18 protein-coding genes are annotated in these 17,338 nt (G+C 57.2%); 10 read left to right on the top strand and 8 right to left on the bottom strand.

The window, feature by feature from the left end; all coding sequences use genetic code 11:
* Positions 1–35 precede the first annotated feature (35 nt).
* Positions 36–587: a molybdopterin-binding protein gene (locus ACR3EJ_RS11400; RefSeq protein ID WP_170540320.1), complete on the top strand. Its 552-nt coding sequence runs from the start codon at positions 36–38 to the stop codon at positions 585–587.
* Here ACR3EJ_RS11400 and ACR3EJ_RS11395 read toward each other — a convergent pair.
* On the bottom strand, positions 569–1,726 hold the full coding sequence (locus tag ACR3EJ_RS11395) for a deoxyguanosinetriphosphate triphosphohydrolase (RefSeq protein ID WP_170540322.1): 1,158 nt from the start codon (positions 1,724–1,726) through the stop codon (positions 569–571). The genes ACR3EJ_RS11400 and ACR3EJ_RS11395 overlap by 19 nt on opposite strands.
* Before the next feature lie 76 nt (positions 1,727–1,802).
* On the opposite strand from ACR3EJ_RS11395, the gene ACR3EJ_RS11390 reads away from it, so the two are divergent.
* Together ACR3EJ_RS11390 and xth are read left to right on the top strand one after the other, a co-directional pair.
* Positions 1,803–2,126 carry a HesB/IscA family protein gene (locus ACR3EJ_RS11390; RefSeq protein WP_010440593.1) on the top strand — a complete coding sequence of 108 codons (324 nt, stop codon included), beginning with the start codon at positions 1,803–1,805 and terminating at the stop codon, positions 2,124–2,126.
* Between the two features lie 280 nt (positions 2,127–2,406).
* A complete protein-coding gene (xth, locus tag ACR3EJ_RS11385; RefSeq protein WP_170540325.1) occupies positions 2,407–3,186 on the top strand; it encodes an exodeoxyribonuclease III in 780 nt (259 codons plus the stop codon).
* 4 nt (positions 3,187–3,190) lie between these two features.
* Here xth and ACR3EJ_RS11380 read toward each other — a convergent pair whose 3' ends face one another.
* Both ACR3EJ_RS11380 and dksA read right to left on the bottom strand, forming a co-directional pair.
* Positions 3,191–4,342, bottom strand: coding sequence for an FAD-dependent monooxygenase (locus ACR3EJ_RS11380; RefSeq protein WP_170540328.1), 1,152 nt, complete (start codon positions 4,340–4,342; stop codon positions 3,191–3,193).
* Positions 4,343–4,414: 72 nt separating this feature from the next.
* A complete protein-coding gene (gene dksA, locus ACR3EJ_RS11375; protein WP_010440598.1) occupies positions 4,415–4,837 on the bottom strand; it encodes an RNA polymerase-binding protein DksA in 423 nt (140 codons plus the stop codon).
* Positions 4,838–5,212: 375 nt separating this feature from the next.
* Here dksA and ACR3EJ_RS11370 point away from each other — a divergent pair, with 375 nt between their 5' ends.
* The 7 genes from ACR3EJ_RS11370 to ACR3EJ_RS11340 all read left to right on the top strand — a co-directional run bounded on the left by ACR3EJ_RS11370 (position 5,213) and on the right by ACR3EJ_RS11340 (position 12,023).
* Positions 5,213–6,058, top strand: coding sequence for an AAA family ATPase (locus tag ACR3EJ_RS11370; RefSeq protein ID WP_010440600.1), 846 nt, complete (start codon positions 5,213–5,215; stop codon positions 6,056–6,058).
* A 90-nt stretch (positions 6,059–6,148) separates the two neighbouring features.
* On the top strand, positions 6,149–6,598 hold the full coding sequence (locus ACR3EJ_RS11365) for a GNAT family N-acetyltransferase (protein WP_170470839.1): 450 nt from the start codon (positions 6,149–6,151) through the stop codon (positions 6,596–6,598).
* Positions 6,595–7,959, top strand: coding sequence for a DUF2927 domain-containing protein (locus tag ACR3EJ_RS11360; protein WP_170540331.1), 1,365 nt, complete (start codon positions 6,595–6,597; stop codon positions 7,957–7,959). Before ACR3EJ_RS11365 ends, ACR3EJ_RS11360 begins: the two co-directional genes overlap by 4 nt.
* 6 nt (positions 7,960–7,965) lie before the next feature.
* Positions 7,966–8,133, top strand: coding sequence for a hypothetical protein (locus ACR3EJ_RS11355; protein WP_170540334.1), 168 nt, complete (start codon positions 7,966–7,968; stop codon positions 8,131–8,133).
* A gap of 4 nt (positions 8,134–8,137) precedes the next feature.
* Complete coding sequence (locus ACR3EJ_RS11350; RefSeq protein ID WP_170540337.1) at positions 8,138–9,322, top strand: vWA domain-containing protein; 1,185 nt, start codon at positions 8,138–8,140, stop codon at positions 9,320–9,322.
* Positions 9,323–9,481: 159 nt separating this feature from the next.
* A complete protein-coding gene (locus ACR3EJ_RS11345; protein ID WP_480422941.1) occupies positions 9,482–11,248 on the top strand; it encodes a hypothetical protein in 1,767 nt (588 codons plus the stop codon).
* Positions 11,249–11,333: 85 nt separating this feature from the next.
* On the top strand, positions 11,334–12,023 hold the full coding sequence (locus tag ACR3EJ_RS11340; protein WP_170540452.1) for a M48 family metallopeptidase: 690 nt from the start codon (positions 11,334–11,336) through the stop codon (positions 12,021–12,023).
* Between the two features lie 68 nt (positions 12,024–12,091).
* Here ACR3EJ_RS11340 and ACR3EJ_RS11335 read toward each other — a convergent pair whose 3' ends face one another.
* The 5 genes from ACR3EJ_RS11335 to ACR3EJ_RS11315 are packed head-to-tail and all read right to left on the bottom strand — an operon-like array spanning position 12,092 to position 17,312.
* On the bottom strand, positions 12,092–12,634 hold the full coding sequence (locus ACR3EJ_RS11335; RefSeq protein WP_170472126.1) for an RSP_2648 family PIN domain-containing protein: 543 nt from the start codon (positions 12,632–12,634) through the stop codon (positions 12,092–12,094).
* Positions 12,631–13,833: an RSP_2647 family RNA methyltransferase gene (locus ACR3EJ_RS11330; RefSeq protein WP_170540455.1), complete on the bottom strand. Its 1,203-nt coding sequence runs from the start codon at positions 13,831–13,833 to the stop codon at positions 12,631–12,633. The genes ACR3EJ_RS11335 and ACR3EJ_RS11330 overlap by 4 nt, the downstream gene beginning before the upstream one ends.
* A 41-nt stretch (positions 13,834–13,874) precedes the next feature.
* Positions 13,875–14,147 carry a hypothetical protein gene (locus ACR3EJ_RS11325; protein ID WP_170540458.1) on the bottom strand — a complete coding sequence of 91 codons (273 nt, stop codon included), beginning with the start codon at positions 14,145–14,147 and terminating at the stop codon, positions 13,875–13,877.
* Positions 14,131–16,926 (bottom strand): [protein-PII] uridylyltransferase family protein, encoded by a 2,796-nt coding sequence (locus ACR3EJ_RS11320; RefSeq protein WP_170540460.1) that lies wholly within the window; start codon positions 16,924–16,926, stop codon positions 14,131–14,133. Before ACR3EJ_RS11320 ends, ACR3EJ_RS11325 begins: the two co-directional genes overlap by 17 nt.
* Entirely contained in the window at positions 16,923–17,312 is a 390-nt protein-coding gene (locus ACR3EJ_RS11315; protein ID WP_170540464.1) for a nuclear transport factor 2 family protein, read from the bottom strand. Before ACR3EJ_RS11315 ends, ACR3EJ_RS11320 begins: the two co-directional genes overlap by 4 nt.
* Positions 17,313–17,338: the final 26 nt, after the last annotated feature.

The following is a 17,338-nucleotide window of genomic DNA, read 5'->3' as shown; positions in this document are numbered from 1 at the left end:
TCGGGCCTGACGCCACACACGCCCCGGAGATCCCCATGTACCGCGCTCTGCCCTTAGTCCTGCTTCTATCTGCCGCCATAACCGCATGGGCCGAACTATCTACGCCCGAGGGTCACGTCATTCTGACACTGGGTGGCGCCGTCGATGAGACCAACCTGCCCGCACAAACAGAAAATGACGGTGGCCTGTTCGGTTACCTCGAAGTCACGCACGCAGGAGCGGCCGGGTTCGACGCAACCATGCTGGAGGGATTGGAGCAGCTCAAGATCACTATCCCCTATGGCCCGCCAGAGAGCCAGCGCGACTATATTTTTTCAGGCCCACGGCTGTCCGAATTAATGAAGTTGGCCGGGGCTGAGGGTAAATCCGCCCTGCCTATGGCAATGGACGGTTATCAAGCGGAAATCCCTTGGCAGAGCATCAAAACACATCAACCGATTGTAGCCACCCATGCGGACGGCGTGCCCATGGGAATCGGCGGCTATGGCCCCACAATGATCGTCTTCCCTCCAACCGATGATGCAGAATTGGCTCAGATGCAGGCCAGCCAACAAGTCTGGGCCATTGCCTATATCGCGATTGAATGATCTCCGGTCAGGCGGGCATGGTCCTGCAGCGCAAACCTGTCCGTCATACCCGCGATATAATCCGAGACGATCCGCGCCAACGCCGTTTCGTCAGCCGCCGCCTCGATATCGCCGTGCCAGTGCCCAGGCATCTGCTTCGGGTCGGCAAGATAAATCGGAAATAGCTCTTCGACCACCTTGCTGACCTTGGTTCGCACTTGCATCACGCTTGGTGCGCGATACATACGCGAAAATAGAAACGCCCGGATTTGTTTGAGCTGAGCCCATAACTCATCTGAGAACTGAATGACCGGATAGCCCAGATTCCGAATATCCTCGACCGATTGCGCCCCTGAAGAAGCGATCAACGCGCGCGACGTGTCAATAACATCCGAGACCATCACGCCAAAAACCCGCCGCAGCGCTTCATGGCGACGCCGGTATGGGTCCAGACCCGGATATCTGCGATCGACTTTTGCAAAACAGGCATCGATGATGGGAAGTTGCTGAATGTCGTCATCGCTGAACAGACCAGCGCGCAACCCATCGAACAGATCGTGATTGTTATAGGCTATGTCATCAGAAAGCGCGGCCACCTGCGCCTCGGCGCTCGCGTGTGTGTTGAGTTCGAGGTCATAGCCCTGATTGCACGCGGCCAGCGCCCATGGCAATTCACCTACGACGGGACCGTTATGCTTGGCGATGCCCTCCAGACATTCCCAGGTCAGATTGCAGCCGTCGAACTCGGCATAGTGGCGCTCAAGTTTGGTTACGATCCGAATGGCCTGTGCGTTGTGGTCAAAACCGCCATAGGGCTCCATCAACGCGTGCAAGGCATCCTCACCCGTATGACCAAAAGGCGTGTGCCCAAGGTCGTGCGCCAGAGCGACCGCTTCGGTCAGCTCCGGGTTCAACCCCAAAGCGCCAGCAATCGTCCGCGCCACCTGCGCAACTTCGATTGAGTGGGTCAAACGGGTACGATAGCTGTCACCTTCGTGCTCAACAAAGACCTGCGTCTTGTGCTTGAGCCTCCGAAAGGCACTGGCATGAATGATCCTGTCGCGGTCACGCTGAAAGCATGAACGAAAGCTGCTCTCTTCTTCCGGCACCAATCGCCCCCGCGCGCGGCCCGGATCCGAGGCAAAACCCGCTCTGTCCAATGGTGTTGTCCTTGTCGCCTGTCTTCAGGTTTCATATATTGTACGATGCTAAGGAAATAAACCTTTGGAGACCGGCATGAATCTGCCCCCAACAGTTACAGAACGCGCCTTTGATCGCTTGGCCGAGATTGGCGCCGCAGATCAGGGCCAGGCCCTGCGCGTCGCAGTAGAGGGCGGTGGATGTTCAGGATTTCAATACGAAATTGCGCTGGATAAGCCTAAGGAAGACGATTTGGTTTTAGAGGGCAAAGGCCAGAAGGTTATCGTCGACTCGATCTCTCTGCCATTTCTGGAAAATGCGGTGATCGATTTCACACAGGAACTGATCGGTGCGCGCTTTGTTATCGAGAACCCCAATGCCACGTCTTCCTGCGGCTGCGGTACATCTTTCTCAATGTAGCCAAAGTAGGGGCTTTGCCCTCACACCCCCAAGGTATTTCTAGCCAGATGAAGAGGGATCCGCTCTCTGACTGTCAAGGTCAGAGAGCTTCACCTGGCACGGTCATCGGCGCCTCCGCCTGTACCGCATAATCATTTTTTACAAGTTTGGTTAAGAACCCGTTTCTTCATCTGGCCCAAAATGCCTCGGAGCGCGAGGCAGAGCCTCGCTGGCCCGTTCTGTTCCTTGCCGTCAGGTGCAATCTGCGCGATAGGTTGCGGATGGCACCGGAGGATCGCGCATGAAAATCGCCACGTTCAACATCAACGGGATAAAAGCTCGGGCCGAGGCGCTACCGCGTTGGCTGGATGAGGCGCAGCCGGATGTCGTTTTGCTGCAGGAAATCAAATCGATTGATGAGAATTTTCCAAGCGAGATATTCGAAGAACGCGGATACAACGTGGAAACACACGGGCAAAAGAGTTTCAACGGCGTCGCAATCCTTTCGAAACTACCGTTGGAGGATGTCTCCCGAGGCCTTCCCGGTGACGACGACGATGAACAGGCCCGTTGGATTGAAGCGACTGTCATCGGGAAAAAAGCTCTTCGCATCTGTGGGCTGTATCTGCCTAACGGCAATCCGGTGCCGGGGCCGAAATATGACTACAAGCTTGCGTGGATGGAGCGCCTTTATGATCGCGCGCGCGATTTGCTGGCCACCGAAGAGCCCGCGCTGATGGCCGGGGACTACAATATCATTCCGCAAGCCGAGGACGCAAAACGCCCCGACGCCTGGCGCGAGGACGCTCTTTTTCGGCCCGAAAGCCGCGCTGCATTTCGAAAAATCTTGAACTTAGGCTTTACCGAAGCCTTCCGCGCTCGCACGCATGGTCCGGGTCATTATTCGTTCTGGGACTATCAGGCCGGTGCGTGGAACAGAAACGACGGGATTCGGATCGATCACTTCCTTCTGACTCCGCAGGCAGCAGATCTGATGCGCGATTGTCGGATCGATTTTGAGATTCGTGGGCACGAAAAACCTTCGGACCATGTGCCGGTTTGGGTCGATCTCGATCTCTGATGGATTACGCCGTCGCGTCGTAGCTGTAGATCCATTCATAGCGCCGCGCCAAGCGTGGGCCGATTGCCATCAACGCGGCTTGTGCAGCCAGTCGCATTGGTCCACGCAGGTGGAAATTGCGCGCATTTGCACCGGCGGCGGCAACTACTTGCTTTGCCCGAGGTCGGCGGCGCGCCTCGTACGCGGTTAGCGCTTGCCGTATGCCAGACTGCTCATCGAAAGATCGGGCCAACATCCAAGCGTCTTCAAGCGCGAGGCAGGCGCCTTGCGCCATAAACGGCAGAGTCGGATGGGCTGCATCCCCCAACAACGCAACACGTCCGTTTTGCCAGCGGCTCGCGACAGGCCGCAGGAACAAGGCCCAGATATTTGGGTCTTGAACTTGCCCGAGAATGTCACCAACCAATCCGCCAAAATCACTAAATCGCGCCCTCAAATCCGCAGGATCGCCGCGCAACCGCCAGCCTTCTTCCTGCCAATCAGAGCGCTCTTCAATCGCGACAACGTTCATCAAGGTATGGTCACGAAGGGGATAGGTCACGACATGCCGCCCCGGACCCATGGTCAAAACAGCACAAGGCTTTTGATCGCGACGCGCCCAAGGGATTGTTGCCCGCCAGGCCACCTGATGTGTGAAGGCTGGCACCTCGGGACCATTCAACCCGGCACGGATTTCGCTTCGCCCACCATCTGCAGCAATTGCGCAATCAACGCAGAATCTGGTGCCGTCTTCCAATGCAAGCTCGGCTTCAGATGGATGTTTACGCACCTGTGAAACTCGCGCGCCCAATCGAAACTCGACCCCTTTGCGAATCGCTGCTTTGTACAACAATCCCAGCAGATCAGCGCGATGATAATAATAGGTCGGTCCTGCAGCGGGAGCAGGTATCTCGCTGACAGACCTGCCCGCCCGATAGTCGCGCAGCACCGTTCCGTAGGACCGCAAACGCGCCTGCGGCGTTTCGTCAATGACGTTTAGGGCGCGCAGGACAACCATACCGTTTTCACTGATCTGCAGACCAGCGCCGACTTCGGTAAGTTCTTTTGCCTGCTCAAAAACAGTTACTTCGGCTCCGCGCTGCCGCAATGCCATCGCTGACGCAATTCCGCCTATGCCGCCGCCGATGACGCCAAATTTCAGACCGTTGATCCTCATAGCCCTGCCTTAACGCAAAAACGCCGGGGCGACATGCCCCGGCGTTGCTGTTTTATCTTGCTTATCCAGCGATCAATCGTCGCGGTGGACCTTTTCACGGCGTTCGTGGCGCTCTTGCGCTTCCAAGGTCATCGTCGCGATTGGACGTGCGTCCAGACGCTTCAACGAGATCGGATCACCGGTTTTCTCGCAATACCCGTATTCACCCTCGTCAATACGGCGCAGGGCCGAGTCGATCTTGGCCACCAGCTTGCGCTGACGATCCCGGGTGCGCAGTTCCAACGCGCGGTCGGTTTCTTCGCTTGCGCGATCGGCGACATCAGGAATGTTACGGGTGTTGTCCTGCAACCCTTCGATCGTATCGCGGCTGCCTGCGAGTAGTTCTGTCTTCCAATCCATCAGCTTGCGGCGAAAATACTCAAGCTGTCGATCATTCATGAAAGGCTCATCTTCAGCCGGTCGATAATCGTCCGGCAGAAAAACTTCCTGCTTCATATTTGCTCCCTCGGTATGGCCTGAAACGTCTGTTGCTGTTGTATTAGCTGACATTCGGCACCCCCTTCTGCGGAGCGTGTATCCGACGGCGCTGAGATTGTCACTACACAAACGTGTCGCTCGTCGCCGCGTCACTCCGCCTGCTCTAATAATGAGACTTGTAACAACAAAACCTTGTTTTTCTGTGGTTATCACATGGCGTTTTTCGGGCACCTCAGCCACCAAGCTAATTTGATGCAGGCGAATCGCCCGAGAGGGATTGAACTCACGGTAGAATTCATCTCAGCGCGACGCAGCGACCCGGCTTGTAAAAACACCTGCTCCTCTGTAACCCCTGCAAAGCAAACACCGCCCTAACACCATATGAGGGGTCCCATGACCGCACGTTTCCAAGGCACCGCAGAATATGTTGCCACCGACGATTTGACCATTGCTGTAAATGCTGCCGTCACCCTGGAACGCCCTTTGCTGGTCAAGGGTGAACCCGGTACCGGCAAGACTGAGCTGGCGAAACAGGTTGCGGGTGCTTTGGGGCTGACGATGATCGAGTGGAACGTGAAATCCACAACCCGTGCGCAACAGGGCCTCTATGAATACGACGCCGTCAGCCGTCTGCGTGACAGCCAGCTTGGCGATGAACGGGTGCATGAGGTGTCGAACTACATCCGCAAGGGCAAGCTGTGGCAGGCTTTTGACGCCGATGAAAAGGTGGTTCTGCTGATCGATGAGATCGACAAGGCCGACATCGAATTTCCCAACGATCTGCTTCAGGAACTCGATAAGATGGAGTTCCACGTCTACGAGACCGGCGAGACGATCAGGGCCAAGAACCGCCCAATCGTGATCATCACCTCAAATAACGAAAAGGAACTGCCCGATGCATTCCTACGCCGCTGTTTCTTCCACTACATTCGCTTCCCGGATGAGGCCACGATGCGCCGGATCGTCGAGGTGCATCACCCGGGCATCAAAGACGCTCTGCTGACCACCGCACTAACCCAGTTCTACGAAATCCGCGAGACACAGGGGTTGAAGAAAAAGCCCTCGACTTCGGAGGTGCTGGACTGGCTGAAGTTGCTCCTAGCAGAGGATTTAAGTGCCGAGGATCTGAAGCGCGACGGCGTTAATGCGCTACCAAAACTGCATGGTGCGCTTCTAAAAAATGAGCAGGACGTACATCTGTTTGAACGGCTGGCCTTTATGGCGCGCAGCAAGCGGTGATCACGGCTTGTCATCGGTACGCTCGGATGTCAGCATTGCGTTAACGAAGAACCCCGCGACAATCGGGCCTCCAGAGCAGGAAACATGACAATGTCGACCACCCCCACAATCCGCCCTTTGCGACCAGAGGATCGGGATCAATGGGCGGAGATGTGGCGTGACTACCTTGCATTTTACGAAACCGAGGTGCCGGATACGACTTACAAAAGCACCTTTGCAAGGCTCTTAGGTGATGATCCGAATGACTTTTCCTGTTTTGTCGCCGATCTGGATGGGCAGCTGCTCGGGCTGACTCACTACCTTTTTCATCGCCACGCCTGGAAAGAGGAAAGTGTCTGCTATCTGCAGGATCTCTATGCCCGCCCCGAAGCGCGTGGAACCGGTGTTGGACGCGCCTTGATTCAAGCCGTCTACGACGAAGCGGACAGGCAGAAAGCCCCCTCAGTCTATTGGCTGACACAGGAAAACAACCATACCGCGCGCAAACTCTATGACCGCATCGGCAAGTTGTCGCCGTTCCTGAAGTATCAGCGACCATGAGGCTTTTGGGCGCAACCCTCCTTCTGGCGGCGCTTTCCGCCTGCACCACGGTCGACCGGATTGAGACGCCGACCCGTACTCAGGTGATCGAAGCATCGCTGCCGCCGTCTAAATCCTTCGGTGCGGCCCGTCCCAGCCCGCCTGCCCGTTCGAACAAGAACATCGCAGCTGATTTCCTGTCGCTGCATTTCGCGCTTGAAAGCGGTGCGGAACTTCCGGTCTTTACTCGGTTCGACGAGCCGATCACGGTGCGCCTGACTGGGACACCCCCTCCAACGATGCAGACCGACCTGAGCCGGCTACTGACACGGCTGCAACGGGAGGCGAAGATCGACATCCGACAGATTCCAGAAGGTCAGGCGAATATCACCATCGAGGCTGTAAGCCAAAAACAGATCCGCCGCATCCTTCCGCAGGCTGCGTGTTTCGTCGTTCCAAACTCTTCAAGCCTGGAAGGATACCGCCGCGACCGGCGGAAAAAGAAAAGCAACTGGACCGAACTTCGCAGCCGCGAGAGGATCGGAATTTTCATCCCCTATGATGCCAGCCCTCAGGAAATTCGCGATTGCCTGCATGAAGAGCTGGCTCAGGCCCTTGGGCCGCTAAACGATCTCTACCGACTGCCGGATTCTGTATTCAACGACGATAACTTTCACACGGTTCTGACCGGGTTCGACATGTTGATCCTGCGAACGGCCTACTCGCCCGAGTTGCAGAACGGTATGACAAGCGAACAGGTCGCGGCGGTTTTGCCCGGTGTCCTAAGCCGCCTGAACCCGCGCGGGGATCGCGTTGCACCGCAACCGGTAACCGAGACACCCCGCGCCTGGATAAATGCAGTACAGCGCGCATTGGGGGCTGGTGCGGGCACCGCCAAGCGGGTCAATGCCGCGAAAGAAGCGGCACAGATCGGGCAACAACAAGGCTGGACGGACCACCGCCGCGCCTACCCGCATTACCTGCTGGGGCGCATGGGGCAGTTCGACGACCCCGAAGCCGCGCAGAGGCAATATGACATCGCGAAGAGGTACCTGCGCTACACACCCGGAACAGAGGTCCAGCGCGCCCATATCACAGCCCAGACTGCGGCATTTGCCTTGGCGCAGGGTCAAGGAGCGCAGGCGCTGCCCGAATTGAACAATGCGATTGATGTCATGACGCGATCCGAAAACGCCGCGCTGCTTGCGACTTTGTTGCTGCTGAAATCCGAAGCTTTGCGCCAGTCTGGGCAAATTGATCAGGCACGCAGCGTTCGGCTGGACAGTATCGGGTGGGCGCGCTACGGCTTCGGCTCGGAATTGGTGGCACGCTCGGTATCGCAAGACATTGCGCAAGCGGCCGCCGCAGGTACGGGTGGATAACGGCATATGGTAGTGGTTTTGGGCATGGCACTTTTGGGGGCTTTGCTGGGCATTCGAACGGCGCGGAAACGCAATGGCAGCGGTGCAGATATGGCCCAGTATGCTGCCGGATACGGGATCGCTTTTGCGCTAATCGGACTGGTGATCTCGCTGGTTCTGGTGCGATTGGTCTAAAGATATGTTCCTGCCCTTTTTCGAGAACCTTCGAAACGCCGGTATTCCCGTTTCCTTACGCGAATACCTGACTTTTCTGGAGGGAATGAAAAAGGGCCTCGCAACCTACGATGTCGAAGCTTTCTACTACCTCGCCCGCGTGTCGATGGTGAAGGACGAACGCAATATCGACAAGTTCGACCGCGCCTTTGCCGCAAGTTTCGAAGGCCTGGACGCAATCAGTTTTGAGCAGGTGCTCGAGGCCGTCGATATTCCAGCCGAATGGCTTGCAAAGATGGCAGAAAAACATCTGAGCGCCGAAGAAAAGGCCGAGATCGAGGCGCTGGGTGGTTTTGACAAGCTGATGGAGACACTGCGCGAACGCCTGAAAGATCAGCAAGGCCGACATCAAGGCGGCAACAAATGGATCGGGACAGCAGGTACCTCGCCATTCGGGGCCTATGGCTACAATCCCGAAGGCGTGCGCATCGGACAGAAAGAAAGCCGCCATCAACGCGCGGTTAAAGTCTGGGACAAGCGTGAATTCAAGAACATGGATGACACGGTTGAACTCGGCACCCGCAACATCAAGGTCGCCCTGAAACGCCTGCGCCGCTGGGCGCGTGAGGGTGCTGCGGAAGAGCTGGATCTGGATGGCACAATCCGTGCCACCGCCGAGCATGGCTATCTGGATGTCAAAACACGTCCTGAACGGCACAACGCCGTCAAAGTGCTTTTGTTTCTCGATGTGGGTGGTTCAATGGACCCGTATATCAAGGTGGTCGAAGAGCTGTTCTCGGCCGCGCGGACCGAGTTCAAGCATCTGGAATACTACTACTTCCACAATTGCCTCTATGAAGGTGTCTGGCGTGACAACCGCCGCCGCTGGGATCAGCAGACGCCAACGCACGAAGTGCTGCGCACATACGGGCCGGACTACAAATGCATCTTCGTTGGCGACGCCTCTATGAGCCCCTATGAGATCGCCTACCCCGGCGGCGCAAATGAGCACTGGAACCAGGAGGCCGGACAGGTTTGGTTGCAGCGCGCGCGCGAACAGTGGACATCGAACCTATGGATCAACCCGGTGCCCGAGAAGTATTGGGAATACACCCATTCGATCAGCATGATCCGCGAGATTTTTGAAGATCGCATGGTGCCGATGACTTTGGCGGGTCTGGAACAGGGTATGCGGGAGCTGACACGTTAGGGCCGTTGGAATTCTGATTGATCGAAAACGGGAAACAATCAGGCTGAAATCTAATGATTCACGCTCCAAAATGAGCACTCCGGAAACAATCTAAGCTAAGTTCCCCGCCTCTCTCAAATCCATGATATACAGAGCAGGGTTTGAGGCTGGGGGGCTGAGATGACCAATTCCAAATTCCGCTATATTCTGACGTCTGTTTTGACGGTTACTTCGCTGGTTCTTACATCGGGAGCTGTCGCTACCATTATGCTGGGTCCCGATGCGGCTTATGCCAAGGACGACAAGAGCAATGGTAACGGGAGGGGACCAGGCCGCAGTGGCGGTAAAGGAAAATCCGGCAAAGGCAATGACGGCACCAAGGGCGGTAAAGGAAAATCCGGTAAAGGCCATGGGGCCAAAAGCACAGATAAAGATGCAGGTGGTGCCAAGTTCAATACTCGACGCTCAGGCAAAACTTTTAGATTCAATAAAAATCAGAATGCAAAATCCCAACGGTTGGCCAAGAACAAGAATAAGGGACAGAACAGCAAAGTCCGGGAAACTACACTGGCGGGCTTTGGACGAGAGTTCAAACGCGATGTTGAGCAGCTTTTCGGAAAACGCACGCGATCGAAATCCAATACAAGTGCCAACCGGGTAAAGAAAAGTTACCGCAAAGCTTCCGTAGCTCCGCTCGAGCATTCCCCGCGCCCTGTTGCCCGTACGGATTATTACTCCAAGCGCCATGTCGACAAAAAACCCGGCACGCGTCGTTACCGCGATCCGCTTGTCGCGGCGATCACCGATCCCTATGGCTCGGATAAGCTGCGCAACCTGAATGCATCCAAGGCGGCAGCGCCGGCGTTCCGCAACGCCTCAGCAAACAGCAATGTGGGCAAGATCGCGACCTATCAGGCTGCGGCGGAAACCTATTACGACCTGCGCGATGACCTCTATGAGGCGCGCCGCGAACTGCGTGACCTGAACGAAAGCTATGATGGCCGCAGCAGCGAAGACATCGCTGATGACATCGCCGCGCTCGATCCTGCAGACCCGAATTACGAAGACGATCTCAGTTCGCTTGAGGATGAACTGCGTGATGCAGAAACCTATGAAGAGGCGCGCGACGATCTGCGCGCCGATGTGAGGGATCTGAGATACGAAACCCGCGACGCGTTGCAAGATGCGGAGGCTGCCTTTTATGACGCTTCGAAAGGGCGGACATTGACCAAGGCGACGCTGGGCGAGTTCCATGGTTATCTCGACCTGCCACAGCCAGGTTACCGGCACAAGGACTGGGCAACGATCCAGCCGGTGCCTTACGATCCTGATGACTACAGCTATTCGGATGATAAGACGTTCTATGATGAAACCGACTATCGACTGCGCTACGACAAGCCATATTCCGATCGCAAGAAGGATCGCTACCGCTATTACCGCGATCCGCTTGTCGCGGCGATCACCGATCCCTATGGCTCGGATAAGCTGCGCAACCTGAATGCATCCAAGGCGGCAGCGCCGGCGTTCCGCAACGCCTCAGCAAACAGCAATGTGGGCAAGATCGCGACCTATCAGGCTGCGGCGGAAACCTATTACGACCTGCGCGATGACCTCTATGAGGCGCGCCGCGAACTGCGTGACCTGAACGAGAGCTATGATGGCCGCAGCAGCGAAGACATCGCTGATGACATCGCCGCGCTTGATCCTGCAGACCCGAATTACGAAGACGATCTCAGTGCGCTTGAGGATGAACTGCGCGATGCTGAGGCCTATGAAGAGGCGCGCGACGATCTGCGCGCCGATGTGAGGGATCTGAGAATTGACACCTTGGTCGCAGAGAAAGAGGCCGAACATGCGTTTTTCGAAGCTTCAAAGGGCGCGGTTTTGACTAAGCAGTCGCTTTCAGAGTTCCACTCGAACCTTCAGTTGCCAACGCCAAGTCAGTAGCAATCGTCTACGCAACACCCTCCAATCGGGCCTGTATCTGGAATAGCGACTTGCCTCTACAGGGCGGGCCGCCCATATCTAACACATGCTCCGATTAACACCCATCTTGCTGGCCATCGCCTATGCCGTCGTCATGTATCGGATTTCCGTTTGGCGCACGCATCGCGAGCTGGATGCAAAATCGACTGAGTTGGCTGATCCCGCTCTCAAACGTATGACCGACCGATTGGCGGCAGCTTTGGAAATCGATCGTGTGCCAGTCTACATCTACGAAATCGATCCGGTGAACGGTCTGGCAGCCCCTGATGGACGCATTTTCATTACACGTGGATTCTATCGAAAGTTTCACAATGGCGAGGTTTCGGCAGAAGAAATGGCGAGCGTCATCGCGCACGAGCTTGGGCATGTAGCACTGGGACACGCCCGGCGGCGCATGATCGATTTTTCCGGCCAAAATGCGCTGCGGGCGGCGTTGATGATGCTGTTGAACCGTTTTATTCCGTTCATCGGTGCGTGGATCGCGAATATGCTGACACATCTGTTGGCCTCGCGATTGTCGCGTGGCGACGAGTATGAGGCAGATGAGTATGCCGCGGCGCTTTTGACAAAAGCCGGAATTGGGATTGGGCCGCAGAAGTCATTGTTCCACAAGCTTGAAGATCTGACACAACAGCGTGCAGGCGTAGCACCAGCCTGGCTGATGAGCCACCCGAAAACGGATGAGCGGATTGCAGCGTTGGAGGTGTTGGAACAAAAGTGGGGCGTTGGTGGTTAGTTTGGAAGCGAGGGGCCAGCCCCTCGCACACCCCGGAGTATTTTTGGCCAGATGAAGAAAATCCTGCGTCAGTCGGCGAGCGCTTTGCCTAGTCTTGGCAGCCGTGCTTTCTTCATCAGTGCGCGTAATGTCCAGTTATCGCCCGATAGGCGGTTGGCGACTGACAGAACACTGGTAGCGATTTGCGACATGCCTTCTGGATCCGAAAGCCAGAAACCGTGCAGCAACCCATCGGGGTCGCGCCGATCAAGCCCTTCTTCGGCAAGGATGTTTTTTGGAAAGTCTTTGGCGTTGACGGTGACTATGGCATCCGACGAGCTTGTGACTGCTGTTGCCAGAACATGGATATCTGCCGCATCCGGCAGCCATAGACGTTGCTCTGCTCCGGGTGCGGCAGGATGCTCGGCATCTGGCCAATTTGCCTGAACCAATGCGATTTCGGCACGTGCCTGTACCTCGCCCTCCGGGCCGAGTTTGCGCGCCGCGCGGGCCCATTCTTCCAAAATGCGCGCGGACCAGACAGGTGTAAAATGGCCAAGCTTGGCGGCGCCCAGCAACATTTCTCGCATCACCGTTGGATAGATGACGCAGGTATCCAGAACCGCTTTCACAGCCGGTAGAACACAGCTTTGAGGTAACCGCTTTCGGCTAGTTGCGGCAGTTGCGGGTGGTCAGGGCCCGCAAATCCGGTATGGATCAGTTGGGCTCGTCTCCCTGCGCGTCCGATCCCGCGCGAAGACGCATCACGGAAGCGTCCCAAATCAGCGGCATGAGAACAGGAGCAGAGGCCAAGGTAACCGCCGGGCTTGACCAGCGGTGCTGCCAGACGTGCGATGCGCTCATACGCGCGCAAGCCTGCGTCCAGCGCCTGTTTCGAGGGTGCAAAGGCTGGAGGATCGCAGATTACAACGTCGAATTCTGCACCCTCTTCCCCCAGCTTGGCCAGCACATCGAAGGCATCCCCTTGACGGGTCTGAAAACGGTCGGCAAACCCTGATACCTCAGCGCCCTTTGCCGCCAATTCCAAAGCCGCCGCCGATCCATCAACCGACACGGCGTGTGCCGCGCCGCCCGCCAGCATGGCCAAGCCAAACCCACCGACATGACTAAAAACATCCAGTACACGCGCACCGGGGTGAACCAGCTTGGCGGCAAACGCATGATTGGGGCGCTGGTCATAAAACAGACCGGTTTTCTGCCCGCCCGTCAGGTCGGCCATATAGGATGCACCGTTCATAGGCACCGGCAGGGGTGCCTCGGGCGCAGTGCCGCGGAGGGCCAGGCTGAGATCGTCCAGCCCTTCCAAACCGCGCGTGCGGCCCGAGGCATTTTTCAACACAGTGGACACCCCGGTGACTTTGACCAGCGCGTCGGTCAGCGCATCGAGATGCGCCTCGGCCCATGCGGCGTTTGGCTGGATCACGCAGGCATCTCCGAAGCGGTCGATGATGACACCCGGAAACCCATCCGCCTCAGCATGGATCAGACGGTAGTATGGGGCATCAAACAAGTTTTCGCGCATCTCAAGCGCATGGCGAAGTCGCGTTTCGAACCAATCCGCGGTCAGCTGTGTCCCGATATCGCGATCCAGCACCCGGCACATGATCATCGAGGCCGGGTTTACTGCGACCAGAGCGATGGGTGCGCGTTTATCATCTTCGAGCACAGCCAATGCTCCGGCTTCGATTTTTCGAGTCCGGCGGTCGGTCACGATGTCATTGGCATAGACCCATGGAAACCCATGGCGAAGGCCACGCGCGTTGGCCTTGGGTTTCAAACGGATACGGGGGCGTTCGGATGAATTTGTCATGGCGCCCTCATAGTCGCGAATAGGCAGGGGTAAAAGCCCTGTTAGCGGTTGCGATTGCGCCAGCCGCCACGCCGCTTGGGCGCTTGGGCAGTTTGCAGCCCTTCGGCCAGTACCTGCGTCATTGGGTGGTCTTCTGCCTGAGCCGAGTAAATCGAATGCAGAGAGCTCACGGCCTGTTTCTGATCGCGGTCCGCAGGCAGGCTCAGCGCCCAGTCCAGAAAAATGCTGCGGCATTCAGGCAAGGTGATGCCTTCAATCCGATAAGCCTCGCGGATCAGACCTTTATGGTCGTTCGGATCATCGTTGCGTGCCATCTTCAATCTCCCCAACCACACCGCTGATCAACTGGGCGGCCCTACTGTAACTGTCCTTCAAGGCAGATTGCAGCTGCTCGACCTGATCGAACCCAGTGGCCCGGCACAGGAAGGCTGTGCCTCCCTCGCCAATCTTATCGGCCTCAATCACTTTCCCCGACAGCAGCCGCGCTGCACATTGCACCGACCAACATAAGTCGTAACAGTACTTGAGGGTTTGTGCCTGCGCGACATCCAGCAACGCGGCTGCGACCGCGCCGTCAAGACCCGAGGCTACGTCGCGCTGAGAAAGCCCCGCCATCAAAGCTCCGGTTTCAGCCAAAAGTTCGATATCCATCATGCGGCCCGGTCCGTTCTTGGCGTCCCACACCCCGGCGGGTGCTTTGGCGGCAGCAAGCCGGGCGCGCATTTCGGCAACCTCTTTCAGAACCATATCCCTATCGCGTGGTTGCGACAGGAATTCAGCGCGAAAGGTCTCGATATCCTTCCCCAGCTCGGCATCGCCCGCAACAACATGGGCTCGGGTCAGCGCCAGGTGTTCCCACACCCACGCTTCATTCTGCTGGTAGTTGGTGAAGCTGCCCCAACTGGTGGCTACTGGCCCCTGATTGCCCGAAGGTCGAAGGCGCATGTCGACTTCATAAAGACGCCCCTGCGACATCGGCGCGCTGAGCGCTGTTATAAGGGCTTGGGTAAACCGAGCGTAATATGTCCGCGTGGCCAGCGGGCGAGGGCCATCAGACATGTCCTGATCCTGTGGGTCGTAGATGACAATCATGTCCAGATCGGATTGCGAGTTGATGCGCCCTGCCCCAAGCGATCCCATGCCCAGAACCGCGGCGCCACGCCCCGGCGCAGGGCCGTGCTTTTTGGCAAACTGCTCTACAACGCCAGGCAGCACCGCCGCAATAACGGCCTGCGCAAGTTCAGCATATTGCCGCCCGGCCTGCGCCCCGTTGATCAATCCGCGCAGATGATGCACGCCGATGCGAAAGTGCCATTCCTTGCACCAGCGACGCGCAAAATCCAGCTGCGTTTCATAGTCGTCTTCTTCTGTCAGGGTCCGTGAAAGATCGGCCCGCAACGTAGTCAGCCCCGGCCAGTCGCTAAAGAAACTTCCGCCTATCACCGCGTCAAAAACAGAGGCATTGCGCGAAAGATGGGTGGCAAGAGCGTGAGATGTACCGACGATATCGACCAGCAGATCGATCAGTTGCGGATTCGCCTCAAACAGTGAAAACAGCTGTACCCCAGCTGGCAGTCCAGACAGAAACCCGTCCAACGCAAGCAACGCTTCTTCGGGTTTCGCGGTCTTTGCCAGTCGCGATAAAAGCTCGGGCCTTAGCCGCTCGAATATCCGAGCCCCCCGCTGAGACCTAAGCGCCGGATAGGTGGGCCAGCGGGCCAGAACACCCTTGTCGAATTCGACCTCTTGTAACGGCGCAGGCTGCGCGCCCGGTCCGGGAGCAAAGAACCCTTCAGTCAATTCGTGCACTTCGGTCAGGCGGCGGGTCAGATCGGCGGTCAGTTCGTCGCTACTGATGCCCATCAAGCAGGCAACCCGTTCGATCCCGTCTTCTGAGTTTGGAACTTTATGGGTTTGCGCATCATGTACCATTTGGATGCGATGCTCGACCTCGCGATGGGCGCGGTAATGATCCGTTAGTTTTACGGTGACATCCTCGGGCACCCAGCCTTTCGACGCCAGCGCCGCCAAACCAGGCACGGTTCCCCGCACCCGCAGGTCAGGGTCGCGGCCTCCTGCGATCAGTTGGCGGGTCTGAGTAAAGAACTCAATCTCGCGTATACCGCCCTGCCCCAGCTTCATATCATGACCTGGAATCGAGAGGCTGCCACCAGTTCCCTTATTCTCGCGAATGCGCAGACGCATGTCATGAGCGTCTTGAATCGCGGCAAAATCCAAGTGCCGGCGCCAGACGAACGGGCGCAACGCATCCAAAAACCTCTGCCCCGCCGCGATATCCCCGGCACAAGGTCGCGCCTTGATATAGGCCGCGCGCTCCCACGTGCGTCCAAGGCTTTCGTAGTACCGCTCAGCCGCTTCCATCGCCAGACACACTGGCGTGACTGCCGGGTCAGGGCGCAGGCGCAGATCAGTGCGGAATACATAACCATCCGCCGTTTTGTCGCTGAGCGTCGCACAAAAGTTACGCGTGGCGCGAACCATTCCCTGCCGGGCCTCGTAAAAATCATCAGGGTCGAAACGTGTTTCATCGAACATCACGATCAGGTCGATATCCGAGCTATAGTTCAGCTCGTGCGCACCCATCTTGCCCATCGCCAGAATGACCATACCGGCAGCGGTTTCGACATCGTCTTCAGTCATGCCCGGCAGCTTTCCACGCCGAATTAGAGTCGCGATCTCGGCCTTCGCTGCCACATCGGTGGCCAGCGCTCCGAAATCGGTCAGCGCAGCAGTCACTTTTTCCAACGGCCACGCACCCGCCAGATCTGCGAGGGCCGTCAGCAATGCCATGCGCCGTTTTGCTTGCCGTAATCCGGGTTTCAACTGATCCGATGGTAGCTTCCGGGTCGCCTCCATCACATCCGCGAATGATTGGTCCGGTCGCTGCAGCGCTTGCGGCAGCCAATCCCGTTCTTGGTCGATCAATCCCTTAAGATAGGGGCTGGAGCCAGCAGTTCCTGCGATCAACTCACCCTGTTCGGCCGTCAGATCGGGCAGTGCAGCACGTGTTTCCTGCCCTAGTTCGGCATGAAATGCACGCGGTAGACGGTTTATGGCGAGAGCGTCACTCATGCTTTATCCAAAGGGGTGTCCTGGCTGAAGCTGTTGACCCAAACGTCGTGCCGCCGCTCCCACAGTGACGAGATCAGCATCGCTTCCCATTCTTCTCTGTCGGGTCGACGATAATCTGCGCGGTACGAGAGCAAAACTATGTCCGCCGACAAAACACGCAGTCTGGTGTCGCTGAGTTCATACTGTGCCATCGTCGGCGCATCGGCAAATTGCCCGACATGATCATCGCGATTTGCAAAACCGCTCGGATAAACGCCCAGAAAATCCGCGCACAATAGCGCGCGGTCAGCTTGAGCGTTGCCATCGACCAACGCCTCCCACACCTGCTTTTCCAACAATAGAATTTCATCAAGGGTTGGAGGGTTGGTGTTCTCGTCGTTTTCCATATGCCTATGTCTTGTGACCGAAGAAT

The organism is Ruegeria sp. AB11 (assembly GCF_056536325.1).
This window is presented reverse-complemented; position numbering and strand designations above follow the sequence as displayed.

What these genes read in the sequence shown, in the direction of transcription:
- ACR3EJ_RS11400 (WP_170540320.1), top strand. Translation starts at nt 36, where the DNA reads ATGTACCGCGCTCTGCCCTTAGTCCTGCTTCTATCTGCCGCCATAACC.
- ACR3EJ_RS11390 (WP_010440593.1), top strand. Translation starts at nt 1,803, where the DNA reads ATGAATCTGCCCCCAACAGTTACAGAACGCGCCTTTGATCGCTTGGCC.
- xth (WP_170540325.1), top strand. Translation starts at nt 2,407, where the DNA reads ATGAAAATCGCCACGTTCAACATCAACGGGATAAAAGCTCGGGCCGAG.
- ACR3EJ_RS11380 (WP_170540328.1), bottom strand. Translation starts at nt 4,342, where the DNA reads ATGAGGATCAACGGTCTGAAATTTGGCGTCATCGGCGGCGGCATAGGC.
- dksA (WP_010440598.1), bottom strand. Translation starts at nt 4,837, where the DNA reads ATGAAGCAGGAAGTTTTTCTGCCGGACGATTATCGACCGGCTGAAGAT.
- ACR3EJ_RS11370 (WP_010440600.1), top strand. Translation starts at nt 5,213, where the DNA reads ATGACCGCACGTTTCCAAGGCACCGCAGAATATGTTGCCACCGACGAT.
- ACR3EJ_RS11365 (WP_170470839.1), top strand. Translation starts at nt 6,149, where the DNA reads ATGTCGACCACCCCCACAATCCGCCCTTTGCGACCAGAGGATCGGGAT.
- ACR3EJ_RS11360 (WP_170540331.1), top strand. Translation starts at nt 6,595, where the DNA reads ATGAGGCTTTTGGGCGCAACCCTCCTTCTGGCGGCGCTTTCCGCCTGC.
- ACR3EJ_RS11355 (WP_170540334.1), top strand. Translation starts at nt 7,966, where the DNA reads ATGGTAGTGGTTTTGGGCATGGCACTTTTGGGGGCTTTGCTGGGCATT.
- ACR3EJ_RS11350 (WP_170540337.1), top strand. Translation starts at nt 8,138, where the DNA reads ATGTTCCTGCCCTTTTTCGAGAACCTTCGAAACGCCGGTATTCCCGTT.
- ACR3EJ_RS11345 (WP_480422941.1), top strand. Translation starts at nt 9,482, where the DNA reads ATGACCAATTCCAAATTCCGCTATATTCTGACGTCTGTTTTGACGGTT.
- ACR3EJ_RS11340 (WP_170540452.1), top strand. Translation starts at nt 11,334, where the DNA reads ATGCTCCGATTAACACCCATCTTGCTGGCCATCGCCTATGCCGTCGTC.
- ACR3EJ_RS11330 (WP_170540455.1), bottom strand. Translation starts at nt 13,833, where the DNA reads ATGACAAATTCATCCGAACGCCCCCGTATCCGTTTGAAACCCAAGGCC.
- ACR3EJ_RS11325 (WP_170540458.1), bottom strand. Translation starts at nt 14,147, where the DNA reads ATGGCACGCAACGATGATCCGAACGACCATAAAGGTCTGATCCGCGAG.
- ACR3EJ_RS11320 (WP_170540460.1), bottom strand. Translation starts at nt 16,926, where the DNA reads ATGAGTGACGCTCTCGCCATAAACCGTCTACCGCGTGCATTTCATGCC.
- ACR3EJ_RS11315 (WP_170540464.1), bottom strand. Translation starts at nt 17,312, where the DNA reads ATGGAAAACGACGAGAACACCAACCCTCCAACCCTTGATGAAATTCTA.